Source organism: Paraconexibacter sp. (genome assembly GCF_059438195.1).
The window spans coordinates 17,655-32,391 of the sequence record NZ_JBLKKY010000048.1 but is presented as its reverse complement, the minus strand read 5'-3'; the positions used below and the strand labels follow the sequence as shown (position 1 = coordinate 32,391).

The following is a 14,737-nucleotide window of genomic DNA, read 5'->3' as shown; positions in this document are numbered from 1 at the left end:
CGACGTCCTGCAGCGTGCTCACGAGCACCGCGGGCCGCCGCCCGCGCGCGTCGAGCCCGGCGAGGCGCGCAGGCAGCTCGCGGGCCGTGCGGTCGAGCGGGCGACCGCCGTCGGTCCCGAGGGCCGCGAACGTCCGGGCCGTCCCCCGGGCGAGTGGCACGAGGGAGCGGCTCTCGCGGGCGAACGTCCCGGCCGTCGCGGCGAGGCCGCGGACGGCGCTGCGCAGCTCGGTGCCCGCGACGCCGCGGGCGGCGCGGGCCGCGGGCGTGAGCGACTCGGTGAGGCGGGGGGCGGCGTGGATGACGCGGCGCAGCCCGCGGCCGCCCGTCTCGCTCGTCGCCTCGCGCAGCTCCGGGACCGCGCCGCGCAGCGCCTCCCGGATCGGTGGTCGCGCGAAGCGCAGCGCCTCGTCGAGCTGCACGTACGAGCGGGTCCGCTCCCGCGGGAGGACCTCGTCTCCGAGCGGCGCCGCGGATGGCGGACCGGGCGACAGAGCGATGAAGACCGGGCCCTCGAACGGCGTGCGCGGCCGGATCTCGGCCCGGGCGAGGCGCGTGATCGGGCCGGCGTCCGCCTCCAGCTCGAGCTCGAGCACGGCGCCGTCGCCCCGGCGCTCGCGGCCCGTCACCTCGCCGACGGGCGTGCCCGCCATGCGCACCTCGCCTCCGACGAGGTCGGTGCCGATCGCGTCGTCGACGGCGATGCGCACCGTCCGGGTGTCGGCGAACGGGTCGGGCTCGAGCAGCAGGACCGCGATCGCCGCCGCCGCGGCGACGAGGAGGACCGCGCCGAGGATGCGCCGTCGCCGGACGAACGTCTCGGCGTCGCGATGCCGGCGCTCGGCGAGCGTGGGGGGCGGCGGCGTCATCCCGCGCACTCCTCGCTGTCCCGGAGCGCCTCGCCGGGCTCCGGGTACGGGTTCCTCGCCCGCATGCAGGTGAACACGGGGAGGAAGCGGACCGCGCGGGCCCCCGGCGCCTCGCCCACGCCGTAGCGGAACCCGCCCCAGCGCGTGAAGCCGTCGGGCGCGAGGAAGAGGTCGCGCTCGTAGCGCGCGAGATGGCCGGACAGGACGCCGAGCGGCGCCGCCAGCGGAGCGAGCGACGCGGCGGTCGGCGTCATCTCGCGCAGGACGGGCGCCGCGCGTCGCAGGACCGGGCGTGCGCGCCCGGCGAGGTCGGAGAGCGCGCCGAGGTCCGGGCGCCGGTCGAGGAGGCGGCGGACCTCGGGGAGCGAGTCGCGCAGCGCGACGACGGCGGGCTCGAGCCGGCGGACGGCCGCGTCCGCGTCGTCGAGCAGCGCGTCCGCCTCGGGGAGGACCGCGCCCGCGGTCGCCGCGAGCGCGGGGAGCCGCTCGATCGCCGCGGTGAGCCGGTCGCTGCGGTCGGCGGTCGTCGCGAGCGTCGCGGCGGCCGGACCGAGGAGCCCCTCGAGATCGGTGCTGCCCGGGGCGGCGAGGCCGCGGGTGAGGCGCCGGACGCCGCCGGCCAGCCGGGCGAGCTCGCCGCGCTGCCGCGTCGCGGCTCGCAGCAGCGGCGTCGTCGTCTCGAGGGCCGGCGCGAGGTCCTCGAGGACGCGGTCGAGGTCGCCGCCGCGGCCGGTGAACCCCCGGCCGTAGGCGTCGAGGGTCCGGCGGACCGCGCCGGTGGTGCCGGGGTCGAAGGCGTCGACGACGTCGGTGAGCTCGACCCCGCTCCGCGTCCGGCGGCGCGGGACGAGGCCGCGCTCGGGGAGGGGGTCCGAGGTCGTGCCCGGGTCGAGCTCGACGTAGGTCGCGCCCGCGAGCCCGCGCAGCCGCACGACCGCCGTCGCGTCACGGCCGATCGGCCCCTCGTCGAGGTCGACGTCGAGAAGCGCGCCGCCGTCCTCGCCGCGATGCACGCCGCGGACCTGGCCGGCCCGCTGCCCGGCGATGCGGACCTCGTCGCCGTCCTTGAGGAGCGGCGCGTCGGCCGGCGTCTCGATGCGCACCTCGTACGGGTCGGTGAACGGGATGCCGTCGATCGCGATGATCGACAGGTAGGTGACGATCGCGGCCGCGGCGAGCACCGCGACGCCGAGCGCGAGCGACCGGTCCTCGAGACGCTCCGCCCCGTGCGCGGCGCGCTCGAGGAGGGAGCGACGGGTGCGGGGGCGGTGTCTCACGGGCGCAGGAGGTAGTCGAGGAGCCCGGCGGAGCCGTCGGGGGCGCGGTCGAGGTCGCCGACGCCGTCCGCGACGCCGTCGAGGAGCTCGCCGACGGCGGCGTCGAGGTCGAGCGGCAGGTCGGGGAGGTCGGCGACGGGCGGCGCGGCGGGCGGAGGCGCGGTCGCCGCGGGGCCCGGTGCGGCGGGCGCGGGCCGGCGCGGCTCCCGCTGCGCCGGCGCCGAGGGACGCTCCCGGCGGCCACGAGGCCGTCCGCGCCCGAGGTAGCGGTCGAGGCAGCCGCGCTCGACGGGCAGCCCGAACGTCTCGCACGAGAACACGGCGGCGCCGCGCCAGTACCGGCGCGCCGGGTCGGCGAAGGGGTCGAAGGGCTGGGTCCCCGGTTCGGCGGCCTGATCGGCGAAGTTGACGAAGAACCCCTCCGAGATCGGCTTCGCCGCGGGCACGAGCGCACGCGTGACGCCGTCGATCGCGGGGGCCGAGGAGCGGAGGGAGCGCAGGCCCTCGGCGAGGCGCGGCGCCGCCGGGCGGGCGGCCTCGAGCGTCGTGCCGAGCTCGGTGACGAGCGGGCGGGCGTCGTCGATCGCCGATCGCGCGTCGCGCGCGAACGCGGGGAGCCCGGCGGCCGCCGCGGCGAGCTCCGGCGCAGCGTCGCCGAGCGCCCGCGCGAGCGGGGTCGCGGACCGCGCCGTCGTCGCGAGCCGGCGCGAGGTGGCGGTGAGGCGCGAGAGGAGGCCGGGCGCCTCGCGCAGCGTCCGGTCGAGCGCGGTCGGGCGGCCCGCGACCGCCCGCAGGGTCGCGCCGAGGCCGTCGACGGTCCCGCCGAGGTCGTCGCGGCGCGCGGCGAGCTGCCGGGTCGCGCGCTGCGCGCCCTCGACGAGGCCGCGCAGCGACACGCGCTGGTCGTCGAGCTCGCGCATGAGGTCGTCGGTCGCCTCGAGCGCCGGCCGCAGGTGCAGGATCGCGCGGTTGGCGTCGCCGCCCCTGCGGTCGAGCCCCTGTCCGAGGGCGACGACGAGGGCCCGGAGGCCATCGCGCGCCTCGGGCGAGAACGCGCGGAGCAGCTCGTCGAGCCGGGGGGCGTTGCTCGTCCTCGCCGGCGCGATCGCTCCCCGCAGCGGAGAGGGGGCCGAGCCGGGGTCGAGCGCGAGGTAGACGTCGCCGAGGAGGTCGACCGGGCGGATCGCGGCGGTCGCGTCGGCGCGCGGGGCGGGGACGTCGTCGTCGAGGCGCACGGTGACGAGAGCGGTGTCGCGCGCGGTGAGCTCGATCGTCTTCACGCTTCCCGCCGGCGCGCCCTGGACCCGCACCTCGTTGCCCTCGAGCAGCCCGCGCGCGCTCGTGAACTCCGCGCGGACGAGCGTTCCGTCCCCACCCGTCAGCGCGACGACGGCGACGACGAGCGTGGCGGTCACGGCGGCCCAGCCGAGGGCGGGGAGCGGCCTCACGGCGCCTCCCCGGTGATCGTGTCCTCGAAGCCGGTCCACGGCTCACCCTCGAGCACGCCCGGCGTGCGGGTGAACGGCGCGCGCAGGTGGCCGGGCTTCGTGTCCGACGGGCCCTTCACGCCGAGCGGCGGCGGCGCGAAGACGAGGCCGATCCGCGCGGCGTGCCCGTTCGCGTCGTAGTTGGCGGTGAAGTCCGCCCAGTTCGCGAAGAACGCGAAGACGTCGGGGAGCCGCGCGCGCGTCTGGGACAGCATCGGGTTGGCGGCGGCGAGGACCGGGGTGAGCTCGCCGAGGACCGGGGCCGCGGCACGCAGGAGCGGGCGCAGCGCGCGGAGGTCGGCCGGGCCGCTGCGGACGAGCTTCTCCGCCTCGGCGAGGGCAGGGCGCGCCTCGGCGAGCGTGGGGCGCAGGCGGACGCTGAACGGGACGAGCGCGCGCACCGCGGGGCGTGCGTCGCCGACGACGGCGCGGAGGTCGTCGACGGCGCGACCGGTGCGCTCGAGGGCGAGGCGCGGGGAGCGCAGGCCGGCGGGGAGCGCACGGAGCCCGCCGGCGAGGCGGCGCCGGCGCGCGGCCGTCACCTCGAGGGTGCTCGCGAGGGCGTCGACGGCGGCCCCCGGAGCGCCGGCGTCCTCGGCGAGCGCCCCGACGACGGTCCGCGAGTGGCGGACGAGGTCGTCGAGCGCGTCGCCCTCGCCGCGCACGCCGGCGAGGAGCTCCGCCGTCTCGCCGACCGCGTCGGCGCTGCGCTGCAGGGCGGCGGCGATGTCCGGCCCGCGCCCGCGCGTCGATCGCTCCAGCCCGTCGAGCAGGCCGCGGACCTCGGCGCGCGTCGCCGGATCGAGCGTCGAGAGCACCTGGTCGATCTCGACGGGCTCGTCCGTCCGGCGGCCGTCGATGAGCGCGCCCTCCCCGAGCGGCGGCCCGGTCCCGGCCGCGAGATCGACGTAGCGGTTGACCTCCCCGGCGAGCGAGAAGAGCCGGATCGAGGCGGTCGCGCCCTTCCGCGGAGCGGCGTCGTCGTCGACCGAGAGCGTGACGAGGGGCCGTCGATCCTCCCCGAGCTCGATGTCGGTGACCTCGCCGACGTGGATGCCGCCGGAGCGGACCTCGGCGCCCTCCACGAGGCCGTGGACCTGATCGAACCGGGCGACGACCTCCGACGAGCCGCCGCTGGTGGAGAACAGGAGCGCGAGGCCGAGGCCGACGGCGAGCGCCGCGCCGGCGAGGACGCGGACGGTCGGGCCGTCGCTCCGTCCCCGCGAGCTCATCCGATCGGGATCCTCGGGTTCGCGCCCCAGAAGACGAGCGTGCCGACCATGCTGATGAGCGTGACCCCGATGATGTTCACCGCCATCGAGCGGGCCGTCGCGGTCCCGACCTCGATCGGGCCGCCACGCACGTGGTAGCCGAAGTAGAGGCTCGTCGTGATGACGAACGCGGCGATCGCGAGCCCCTTGATCGCGGAGTAGACGAGGTCGACGGGGTCCTGGAAGCTGTAGAAGAAGAGCTCCCACGTCCCCTGCGAGACGTCGCCGAAGCGCTCGACCGACATGAGGTAGGCCGCCGAGTACGACGCCCCGACGGCGAGGATGTACGCGATCGGGAGGACGATGATCGCCGCGAGCATCCGCGTCGTCACGAGATAGGCGATCGACCTCACGCCGATGACGTCCAGGGCGTCGACCTCCTCGGCGACGCGCATCGCTCCCAGCTCGGCGACCATGCCGCAGCCGACCTTCGCCGCGAGGATGTACCCGAACACGAACGGGACGACCTCGCGCAGCGTGCACCAGGTCGAGAAGCCGCCGGCGACGGGATCGACGCCGAACGAGCGCGCGAGCGCGGTCGACTCGAGGCCGCAGCTCCCTCCCGCGAGGAAGGCGATCGCCATGATGACGAGCGTGCTGCCCGTCGCGATGAGCGCGGCCTGGCGGACCACCTCGGCTCCGAACTCGCGGACGTGACGGACCTGGCGGATGCCGTGCCAGCCGAAGGCGGCGACGTCGCCGACGAGGCCGAGGAAGCCGAGCCGCCGCACGCCGGGGATCTCGGCGGGCAGCGGCGAGGACCCGATGTCGGTCTCCGGCGAGGACGGCCGGGTGCTCATCGGAAGACCCCGACGTCCGGGTACGCGGCGAGGAAGTACTGCGTGTAGACGAGGTTGACGAAGAAGATCGCGATGAGGCAGCCGACGACCGCCTCGTTGACGGCGCGCCCCACGCCCTCCGCGCCGCCTTGCACGTGGAGGCCCTTGTAGCAGCAGATGACCCCGATGAGGACGCCGAAGATCCCGACCTTGATGACGCTCGCCGCGAGGTCGAGGAACGTCGTGTTCGCGAAGAAGTTGACGAGGAAGCCCCCGCTCGTGCCGCCGAGGAGGCCGACGGAGGCGGCGTAGCCGCCGAGGACGCCGAACACGAGCGCGAGCACGTCGAGCGCCATCATCGTCACGGCGAGCGCGAGGATGCGCGGCGCGACCATGTACGTGATCGGGTCGACGCCGAGGACCCGCAGCGCGTCGAGCTCCTCGCGGATCTTCCGCGCGCCGAGCTCCGCGGTGATCGTCGTCCCGACGATGCCCGCGACGACCGTCGCGGTGACGAACGTGCCGAACTCCCGCACGATCGCGACGACCATGAAGCCGCCGGCGCGGTCGATCGTCCCGAACGTGACGAGGAAGTTCCCGGCCTGCAGGCCCGGCCCCGAGAACCCCCACGCGGCGATCGACAGCGCGATCGGGAGGATCGTGACGCGGAAGATGAAGATCGACTGCAGCGCGAACTCGCGACGCCACGCGAACGGCGGCCGGACGAGCGCGATGAAGGCGCGCAACGCGAGGACGAGCATCCCGCCGATCGTGCGCGTGCGACGGCCGACGAGGCGCAGCGGCTCGTCGTACCCGAGCGCTTGTGGGGCGGGCACCCCTCCGCGCCGCCGAACGACGCTGCCCGTCGATGCCACCTGCAGCCTCCTCTCCCATTTGGGGCTTTGCCGAAACTCTCAAGTTCGGAGCCGCCGTGTCAAGTGCGGGTCGTCACGAGCGACGACGAACACGCGGAGAGGGCCCGCAACGACGACGGGCCCGCCGCCTGGCGGGCCCGTCGTCGTCGCGAGCGAAGGCCCGCGAAGGCCTAGATGAAGAGGCTGATCGCGGACTTCTGCATCCGCGCGAGCGCGGTCGCCGCGCCTGCCGTCTCGCCGAGGCCGTCGATGAGGTCCTCGCGCTTGAGGCCCATGAGGTCCATCGTCATCTGGCAGGGCCACATCTTGACCTCGAGCTCCTGCGCCATCTCCATGAGCTCCTCGGGGGGCGCGACGCCGCGCTTCTTCGCGAGGTTGCGCATCATCGTCGGGCCCATGCCGCCCATGTTGAGCTTGGAGAGCGCGGCGTGCTGCGCGCTCGGCCGGTTCATCACGGCGAGGCCCTTGTTCATCCAGTTGTCGCCGGTGAGCCGCTTGTCCTCCTTCACGAGCGGGAAGAGGCCCCAGAACGTGAAGAAGATCGCGACGTCCATGCCGTTCGCCGCCGCCGTCGTGGCGAGGATCGTCGTGGGCCAGAGGCGATCGAGGTCGCCGCCCCAGGCGATCAGCGTCATGAGGTTCGGATCACGTGGATCGCGCTCCTCGATCATCCTCGCGACGAGCTCTTCGAGCTCGTCCCGGCTCATGCCAGAGGCGAGGGCCTGCTGCGCAGCGGCGGCGTCCGTCATGCTCGACTACTCCTCTTTGGTGTTCATGAGCTCACGTTCGAGCGTGGCTCCCCAGCCGGCCCAGTCCCGGCGGATCCCCGCGCACACGGCCGTGCAGAGATCGTTGAGGGACGGGTCGCAGATTCGGTAGTAGATCCGGGTGCCCTCGCGGCGGCGCGAGACGACGCCCTGCGCGCGCAGGAGGCTGAGCTGCTTGCTCACCGCGCCGTAGCTCGTCCCGACCCGCTCGACGAGCTCGCCGACGCTGAGCTCGCCCTCGACGTGGAGGGCGTTGACGAGGCGCAGCCGCGTGGGATCGCCGAGCAGCTTGAAGCGGTCGGCGACGCGCTCGATGACGGCGGGCGGCAGCGGCGTGGCCTCGGGGTCGACGATCTCGGAGGGGCTCTCGGACGGGTTGTCGGAAGTCGGCATCGCCCGCGAGGGTAGACGCTGTTTGCACAAACGGTCAAGGATCATTTGAGCATTGACGAAAACTTGACACGAGTGATCGCGGCGCGGTACGAATCTCCTGCGGCCACCCGCCGCCTGTCGCGAGACAGCCGACGCACCTTTGAGGAGAGGACGCGTGGAGAGCCAGAGTGCCCCTGCCCAGACGCTCGACGTGACCGGCGCGGCGTGCCCGCTGCCCGTCGTGAAGACCGCGAAGGCGTTCAAGACGATGTCGTCCGGAGATCTCCTCGAGGTCCTCGCGACGGACCCGGGCGTCGAGCCCGACATGAAGGCGTGGTCGAAGCAGACCGGCAATGAGCTTCTCGGCATCGAGAAGCGCGACGACGGGGTCTTCCGTGTCCTGCTCCGCAAGCCCTGACGAGGTCCGCGATGACGGGCCCTCCCCGCGACTCGTGGGCGGTGCTCATCGTGAGCGGTGACGAGGACGAGGACAGCGTCCTCTACGTCATGACGCACGGCCTCGAGTCGCCGGAGCGGTGCGCGACGCCCTTCTTCCTCGCCGCGTCGGCAGCGGCGATGGACGTCGAGACGTCGATCTACTTCACGATGAACGGCCCGCAGCTCCTGCAGAAGGACGTCGTCGACAGCGTCGGCCCGAAGGGCGAGGCCGGCCAGAAGCTCAGGTACTTCATCGATCAGGCGATCGACTGCGGCGTGCGCCTGCTCGTCTGCCAGCCGAGCCTCGATCTCAACGACCTCACGCGAGAGCAGCTCCTCGACGAGGTCGAGATGATCGGCGGTGCCGCCTTCAACGGCCTCGCGATGGAGGCCGAAGCCGTCGTGACCTTCTGAGCCATGGCCTCGGCGGCGTACAAGCTTCCCGACCCGCCCTTCGACGAGGTCCCCGTCGAGGAGAAGACGCGGATCTTCGAGCAGGTGAAGGCCGACGAGCGGTTCGAGGACTACCTCTACGGCTGCTACGAGTGCGGCATCTGCGTCGCGGCCTGCCCGTCGGCGCGCTACTACGACTTCTCGCCCCGGCGGATCGCGCAGGCCGCCTCCCGCGAGGACGTCGATCTCGTCTACCAGCAGATGAACGAGGACATCTGGGACTGCTCCCAGTGCTTCTCGTGCCTGCGCTGCCCGCGCGGCAACAACCCCGGCGGGCTCATCACGATCATGCGCGAGGTCGCCATCGAGAACGGGCTGGCCTCGGCGAAGGAGGCGCTGCGCGGCTACACGCGGATCATCTACAAGATCATGTCGACGGGCACCCAGGTGTCCCCCGACATGCTTCAGGCCGACGCCTTCCCCGACTGGGGGCCGGGCGTCGCCGCGGTGTCGGAGAACCTCGCGGTCTGGCGGAGGGCGCTGCCGCCGGACACGCACCACACGACCTCGACCGGGTGGGACATCGACGAGAAGACCCTCGTCGAGCTCTATCTCATCTGGCACAAGACCGGCGCGCTGGCGATGATCGCCGACGTCGACGAGTCGCTGCACGCGCTGCTCGAGGAGGTCATGGAGGACCTGCTCGACGAACACGGCTATGAGCTCGACTGAGCGCGAAGGAGGCGGACGGACGTGACGATTCCCCTTCCGGTGGTGCAAGGCCCCGGACGACCGAACAAGAAGGACTTCGCCGGATGGGCGCCCGACCAGGTGCCCGAGGACTTCCGGCCCCGCCTGCTCGAGCTCGAGGAGGCCGGCGAGATCGTCGTGCAGCGGATCACCGGCGAGCACCTCGAGGTCCCGCTGAAGTACGGCCGCACGAAGAAGGTGCCGATCGGCACCACGTGGCATCACAAGAGCTGCGGGCAGTGCGGCCACATCCCCGGGTACTCGACGGCGATCTTCTGGGTCAACCGGAAGCTCGGGATCGAGTACCACGACCCGCGCGACCAGACCTCGTGCACGGCGTGGAACTACTACGCGTCGGCGACGTCGAACGCGGCGGCGCAGGCGGCGGTCGCGGCGCGGAACTTCGCCGCCGCCCACGAGACGGGGCACTTCCCGATCATCCACTGCGGCACGTCGTTCGGGCACTACAAGGAGGTCCGGCAGGAGCTCCTCCACCACGACGACCTGCGCCATCAGGTGCGCGACGTCCTCGCCGCGCTCGGCAAGCCGCTCGTGCTCCCGGAGGAGCTCGTCCACTACTCCGAGTGGTTCTACGCGATGCGCGACGAGATCGCGAAGCACCAGGTGCGTGACTTCTCGAAGGTGAGCGTCACCGTCCATCCCGCGTGCCACTACTACAAGCTCGTCGAGGGCGACGCGATCTACGACCCCGAGGTCTACGGCGGGCAGCGCACCGCGGTCGTCTCGGGCGTGGCGACCGCGCTCGGCGCCGAGGTGCGCGACTACTCGACGTTCTTCGACTGCTGCGGGTTCGGCTTCCGCCACATCCTCGTCCAGCGCGACTTCACGCGGTCGTTCGCGACGCAGCGCAAGATCGCGCGGATGAAGGAGGAGGCGGATCCCGACGTCACGCTCACCCACGACACGGGCTGCGTGACGACGCTCGACAAGAGCCAGTTCGCGGCGAAGGCGCACGACGCGGAGGCCCCGGTCATCCCGGTGCTCTCCGAGGCGCAGTTCGCGGCGCTGGCGATGGGCGCCCACCCCTACCTCGTCTGCCAGCTCCACTGGCACGCGGCCGAGTACCGGCCGCTCCTCGAGAAGATGGGGATCGACTGGGAGAAGGCCTGGGCCGAGTTCGAGTCCGCCTGCGAGGACCTGCGCCACGGCGGCAAGGACGTGCTCACCTGGGAAGACGTCGAGGTGCTCGATGCCTGACGCGACCGTGCTCGTCATCGGCGGCGGTCCCGGAGGGATCGAGGCCGCCCGCAGCATCGCCGACCTCGGCGCTCGCGTCGTCCTCGTCGAGCAGCGCGAGCGGCTCGGCGGCACGCCGGTGCACGAGCAGTACGCCGCCCTCACCCCGCACTTCGACGACGCCGAGCAGGCGATGGCCGACATGGAGCAGGCGCTGCGGGAGCGCGAGCTCGCCGACATCCGCACGTCGTCCCGCGTCACCGCGCTGAGCGGCGAGGCGGGCGCCTTCCGGGCGACCGTCGAGGGCGCGGCGGGGCAGGAGGAGATCGACGTCGCCGCGGTCGTCCTCGCGACCGGGTTCACGCACTTCGACCCCGGCCGCGAGCGGCAGATCTACAACTACTACCAGTACCCCGACGTCCTCGCGCTCCAGGACCTGGAGGCGATGCTCAAGCGCCACGAGGTGCTCGTGCCCTCGACCGGCGAGGCGCCGAAGCGCATCTGCTGGATCCAGTGCGTCGGCTCCCGCGACCGCAACATTGGCAACGAGTACTGCTCGAAGGTCTGCTGCGGGATCGCCTCCAAGCAGGCGATCGAGGTGCGCAAGCTCGTCCCCGAGTGCCGGGCGACGATCTTCTACATCGACATGCGCATGTACGGCTACTGGGAGCAGCAGCTCTACTGGCCTGCGCAGGAGCAGCACAAGGTCCAGTACGTCAAGGGGATCGTCACCGAGATCCTCGAGGTGAAGGGCCCGCCCGGCGGACCCGCCCAGCCCGCCCATCTCCTCGTCCGCGGTGAGGACACGACGATGGGGCGGCCGGTCGAGACGCCGATGGACATGGTCGTCCTCTCGGTGGGGATGGAGCCGTCGGCGGGGACGCGCGAGATGGCGCAGCTCACCGGCGTCGCCCAGAACAAGTACGGCTTCGTGGAGGTCGCGCGCCCGCCCCTCGACACCGTCGGCACGAGCCGGGAGGGGATCTTCGCCTGCGGCGCGGCGCTCGGACCGGCGGACCTCGAGGACACCATCAGCTCCGCGGGTGCGGCGGCGACGAAGGCCGTCGCGCTCGCCCGGCGCGGGACCCTCACGGCTGCGTCATGAGCGCGGTGCGGACGATCGACGTCCTCCAGGCCGGCGAGCCGGCGACCGTCGACGCGCCGAGCATCCAGGAGCTGCTCGCCGAGATCCACGGCCGGGCGAGCCGCGAGCAGCTCGACGGGGTCCTCGCCCTCCTGCGCCGCAAGTCCGAGCGGTTCGCCGAGATCCTCGCGCCGGAGTCCCTGCAGCACATGGACGAGCCCGCCGCGCGGGCGCTGCTGCGGTCGATCTTCGCGACGCGTCGGCGGGTCGGCGCGGTCCTCGGGGTCGATCCGGTGAGCGTCTTCGCCGAGCGCGTCGACGCGCTCCTCCACGGCCCGGGGTCGCGCGCGACGCGGTTCGACGCGTTCTGCGCCGCCGTCCCGCTCGAGCCGGCCCGGGCCGCCGACCTCGCCGCGGAGCTCCTCCACTTCAGCGACCCCGCGGAGCATCCGCTCTGGGCGCGGTGGATCTGGGACCCGGGGACGCGGACCGGCGCGCTGCCCCTCGTCGTCGCCGACGACGTCGATCTCGAGGCGGACGGGTGTGGGGCGACGTACGAGCGGGTCGCCGAGGTCTCGGGCGTCCTGGGCGCCACGGCCGAGGTGGCGAGCTTCCGCACGAGCGGCTCCGCCGGTGAGGGCGCCCTCGCCGCCGACGTGCTCCTCGCCGGCGTCTACAGCGTCTACATGAGCACGGTGCTCGGGATGAAGATGACCCAGGAGTTCAACGCCGTCGTCCCGGCCCTGCCGGAGCTCGCCCGCCGTCTGCTCGGCGTCCACGGGATGGAGGTCTGATCGTGCCGACCGGAGGCTTCAAGCAGGAGCCCGGGATCATCGAGGTGGAGGAGGCGCAGGTCGGCGCGACGACGCTGCCGGCCGAGTGGAACCGCCAGCTCACCGACCGGTCCATCACCGACTACGACGCCTTCAACCTCCTCGACATCGCGTCGCTCGACGGCGGCGAGTCGCTCGACTGGTGCTACGGATGCGGGAAGTGCATCCCGGTCTGCCCCGTCGACGTCGTCGGCGAGTACGGCCCGCGGAAGGTGCACCGCAAGGTGCAGACCGGGGTCGACCTCCTCGAGGACCCCGATCTCTGGCTGTGCACGACCTGCGGCAACTGCCTGCGGGTCTGCCCCAAGCAGGTCGACATGATCCAGATCATGCCCGCGGCGCGGGAGGCGGCTCTCACCCGCGGGAAGGACGTGCCCGACGAGCTGCAGGGCGTCTTCGAGTCGACGTTCAAGTACGGCAACGCGCTCGGGCAGAGCCCCCGCAAGCGCGCGGCGTGGACGAAGAAGGCCGGCGTGCCGGTGCGGCAGCTCCCGAAGGAGCCGGGGCCGGTCGACGTGCTCCTCTACGTCGAGGACTACTGGGCGTACCACCCGCGCGGGCAGACCGCGGCGCAGGCGTTCGCCCGCATCCTCGACCGCCTCGGCGTCGACTGGGCGATCCTCGGTCACGAGGAGAAGACGATCGGCGACTCGCAGCGCCTCGCCGGCGAGAAGGGCCTGTTCGAGCTCCTCGCCGAGCAGGTCGGCGAGACGCTCGCGAAGTACGAGTTCGAGCGGATCGTCACGCCCGATCCCCACGCCTACAACGCGCTCAAGAACGTCTACCCCGGGATGGGGCAGACCTACGAGGTCCTCCACTACACGCAGCTGCTCGCGCCGCTCATGGGGGAGCTCGAGTTCACGACGCCCCTCGACGCGCGGGTGACGTTCCACGACCCGTGCTACCTCGGCCGGCACAACGGCGAGTACGACGCGCCGCGCACCGTCCTCGAGGCGATCCCGGGGCTCGAGCTCGTCGAGATGGGCCGCTGCCGCGAGAACGGGTACTGCTGCGGCGGCGGCGGGGGCGGGATGTGGCTCGACGGGCACACGGTCGAGCACACGCGCGAGCGGCTGAGCGAGCGGCGGGTGCGCGAGGCGGCGGAGAGCGGCGCCGAGATCCTCGCGGTCTGCTGCCCCTACGAGGTGTCGCGGTTCGAGGACGGCGCGAAGTCGACCGGCCTCGACGGCGTCCTGGCGGTCCGCGACCTCGCCGAGCTGCTCGACGATGCGCTGGGCGGGCCGAGCGCCGCGGGCGAGGAGGGCTGACGTGGCCCTGCGGGTCATCGACGCCGGTCGCGTGAGCCCGCTGCGGTCGCAGGCGCTGTGGCACGGCATCGCCTCCGCGATGCAGGAGGACGACGACCCCGTCCTCTCGCTGTGCGTCCCCGAGGAGCCCTACGTCGGCATCGGCTACCACCGCCGGCTCGACGAGATCGACCTCGAGCGGACGCGACGCGAGCGCGTGCGCGTCATCCGGCGGCGGATCGGCGGCGGGCCGGTCTGGCTCGACGGCGACCAGCTGTTCTTCCAGCTCACCCTTCCGGCGCGGCGCGCGGCGCCGTCGGTGGACAGGCTCTACGAGGACTGCCTGGGTCCCGCCGTCGACGCGTTCCGCGTCCTCGGCCTCGACGCCCGCATGCACGAGGTCAACGACATCGTCGTCGGCGACCGCAAGGTCTCGGGGACCGGGGCGGGGCGGATCGGCGACGCGGTCACCGTCGTGGGCAACGTCATCCTGCGGTTCCCCTACGAGCGCATGGCGCGCGTGCTCGCGCTGCCGTGCGAGGAGATGCGCGACGAGGTCGAGCGCCTCATGCGCCGCCACGTCGCGTCGCTCGCCGCTCTCGGGCGCGCCGACGTCGGAGTCGACGACGCCGCCTCCGCGCTCGTCGCCACCTACGACTCGTGGTTCGGGCCCGCGGTCCACGGGGCGCTGCGGCCGGAGGAGACGCGGGCGATCGAGCACTGGGAGACCCGCATGGCGTCCGCACGGTGGCTGCGCGGGCCCGCGCTCCCGGCGCGCCCGGCGCGGACCGTGAAGGTCCGGGCGGGGGTCCACGTGGCCTGGGCGCAGGCGGACGGCGTGAGCGTCACGGCGACCATCGACGGTGACGTCATCACTCGCGCGCGCGTGCGCGTGCACGAGGCGGCGACGGTCGCCGTCGCGCCCGGAGCATCTCCGGACGCGACGACCCCCGACGCCGTCGCGGCGCTCGAGCGGGCGCTCGTCGGCTCCGCGGCGTCGGCGCAGGCGGCCCGCGGCCGCCTCGAGCCGCACGGGGAGCAGGGACAACGCGTGGGGCAGGCGCTCGCCTGCGCCCTCGGATGGCGAGACTAGGAGGGA

16 protein-coding genes are annotated in these 14,737 nt (G+C 73.4%); 8 read left to right on the top strand and 8 right to left on the bottom strand.

Features of this window, described 5'->3' with window-relative positions; translation table 11 throughout:
- The 8 genes from ACME2J_RS15685 to ACME2J_RS15650 all read right to left on the bottom strand — a co-directional run.
- The coding region (locus ACME2J_RS15685) for an MlaD family protein (protein ID WP_495545871.1) at window positions 1-868 on the bottom strand (868 nt) is incomplete at its 3' end.
- Window positions 865-2,145 carry an MlaD family protein gene (locus ACME2J_RS15680; protein ID WP_495545870.1) on the bottom strand — a complete coding sequence of 427 codons (1,281 nt, stop codon included), beginning with the start codon at window positions 2,143-2,145 and terminating at the stop codon, window positions 865-867. The genes ACME2J_RS15685 and ACME2J_RS15680, both read right to left, overlap by 4 nt.
- Complete coding sequence (locus tag ACME2J_RS15675; protein ID WP_495545869.1) at window positions 2,142-3,593, bottom strand: MlaD family protein; 1,452 nt, start codon at window positions 3,591-3,593, stop codon at window positions 2,142-2,144. Before ACME2J_RS15675 ends, ACME2J_RS15680 begins: the two co-directional genes overlap by 4 nt.
- Window positions 3,590-4,864: an MlaD family protein gene (locus ACME2J_RS15670; RefSeq protein ID WP_495545868.1), complete on the bottom strand. Its 1,275-nt coding sequence runs from the start codon at window positions 4,862-4,864 to the stop codon at window positions 3,590-3,592. Before ACME2J_RS15670 ends, ACME2J_RS15675 begins: the two co-directional genes overlap by 4 nt.
- A complete protein-coding gene (locus ACME2J_RS15665) occupies window positions 4,861-5,703 on the bottom strand; it encodes an MlaE family ABC transporter permease (protein ID WP_495545867.1) in 843 nt (280 codons plus the stop codon). Before ACME2J_RS15665 ends, ACME2J_RS15670 begins: the two co-directional genes overlap by 4 nt.
- Window positions 5,700-6,518 (bottom strand): MlaE family ABC transporter permease, encoded by an 819-nt coding sequence (locus ACME2J_RS15660; RefSeq protein ID WP_495545866.1) that lies wholly within the window; start codon window positions 6,516-6,518, stop codon window positions 5,700-5,702. The genes ACME2J_RS15665 and ACME2J_RS15660 overlap by 4 nt, the downstream gene beginning before the upstream one ends.
- A gap of 209 nt (window positions 6,519-6,727) precedes the next feature.
- A complete protein-coding gene (locus tag ACME2J_RS15655; protein WP_495545865.1) occupies window positions 6,728-7,306 on the bottom strand; it encodes a DsrE/DsrF/DrsH-like family protein in 579 nt (192 codons plus the stop codon).
- A gap of 6 nt (window positions 7,307-7,312) precedes the next feature.
- Window positions 7,313-7,717: an ArsR/SmtB family transcription factor gene (locus ACME2J_RS15650; RefSeq protein ID WP_495545864.1), complete on the bottom strand. Its 405-nt coding sequence runs from the start codon at window positions 7,715-7,717 to the stop codon at window positions 7,313-7,315.
- A gap of 154 nt (window positions 7,718-7,871) precedes the next feature.
- On the opposite strand from ACME2J_RS15650, the gene ACME2J_RS15645 reads away from it, so the two are divergent.
- From ACME2J_RS15645 to ACME2J_RS15610, 8 genes are read left to right on the top strand one after another with little or no spacing between them, the layout of a single operon-like run.
- Window positions 7,872-8,114 carry a sulfurtransferase TusA family protein gene (locus ACME2J_RS15645; protein WP_495545863.1) on the top strand — a complete coding sequence of 81 codons (243 nt, stop codon included), beginning with the start codon at window positions 7,872-7,874 and terminating at the stop codon, window positions 8,112-8,114.
- 11 nt (window positions 8,115-8,125) lie between these two features.
- The gene (locus ACME2J_RS15640; RefSeq protein ID WP_495545862.1) at window positions 8,126-8,548 is read left to right on the top strand and encodes a DsrE family protein; all 423 of its coding nucleotides are present in this window, start codon (window positions 8,126-8,128) and stop codon (window positions 8,546-8,548) included.
- Between the two features lie 3 nt (window positions 8,549-8,551).
- Complete coding sequence (locus tag ACME2J_RS15635) at window positions 8,552-9,259, top strand: 4Fe-4S dicluster domain-containing protein (protein ID WP_495545861.1); 708 nt, start codon at window positions 8,552-8,554, stop codon at window positions 9,257-9,259.
- A 21-nt stretch (window positions 9,260-9,280) separates the two neighbouring features.
- Window positions 9,281-10,495 (top strand): heterodisulfide reductase-related iron-sulfur binding cluster, encoded by a 1,215-nt coding sequence (locus tag ACME2J_RS15630; protein ID WP_495545860.1) that lies wholly within the window; start codon window positions 9,281-9,283, stop codon window positions 10,493-10,495.
- Entirely contained in the window at window positions 10,488-11,579 is a 1,092-nt protein-coding gene (locus ACME2J_RS15625; protein ID WP_495545859.1) for an FAD-dependent oxidoreductase, read from the top strand. Before ACME2J_RS15630 ends, ACME2J_RS15625 begins: the two co-directional genes overlap by 8 nt.
- Window positions 11,576-12,352 carry a hypothetical protein gene (locus tag ACME2J_RS15620; RefSeq protein ID WP_495545858.1) on the top strand — a complete coding sequence of 259 codons (777 nt, stop codon included), beginning with the start codon at window positions 11,576-11,578 and terminating at the stop codon, window positions 12,350-12,352. Before ACME2J_RS15625 ends, ACME2J_RS15620 begins: the two co-directional genes overlap by 4 nt.
- Window positions 12,353-12,354: 2 nt before the next feature.
- Window positions 12,355-13,659, top strand: a complete 1,305-nt coding sequence (locus ACME2J_RS15615) for a (Fe-S)-binding protein (protein ID WP_495545857.1) — start codon at window positions 12,355-12,357, stop codon at window positions 13,657-13,659.
- Between the two features lies 1 nt (window position 13,660).
- The gene (locus ACME2J_RS15610; protein WP_495545856.1) at window positions 13,661-14,731 is read left to right on the top strand and encodes a lipoate--protein ligase family protein; all 1,071 of its coding nucleotides are present in this window, start codon (window positions 13,661-13,663) and stop codon (window positions 14,729-14,731) included.
- Window positions 14,732-14,737 lie beyond the last annotated feature (6 nt).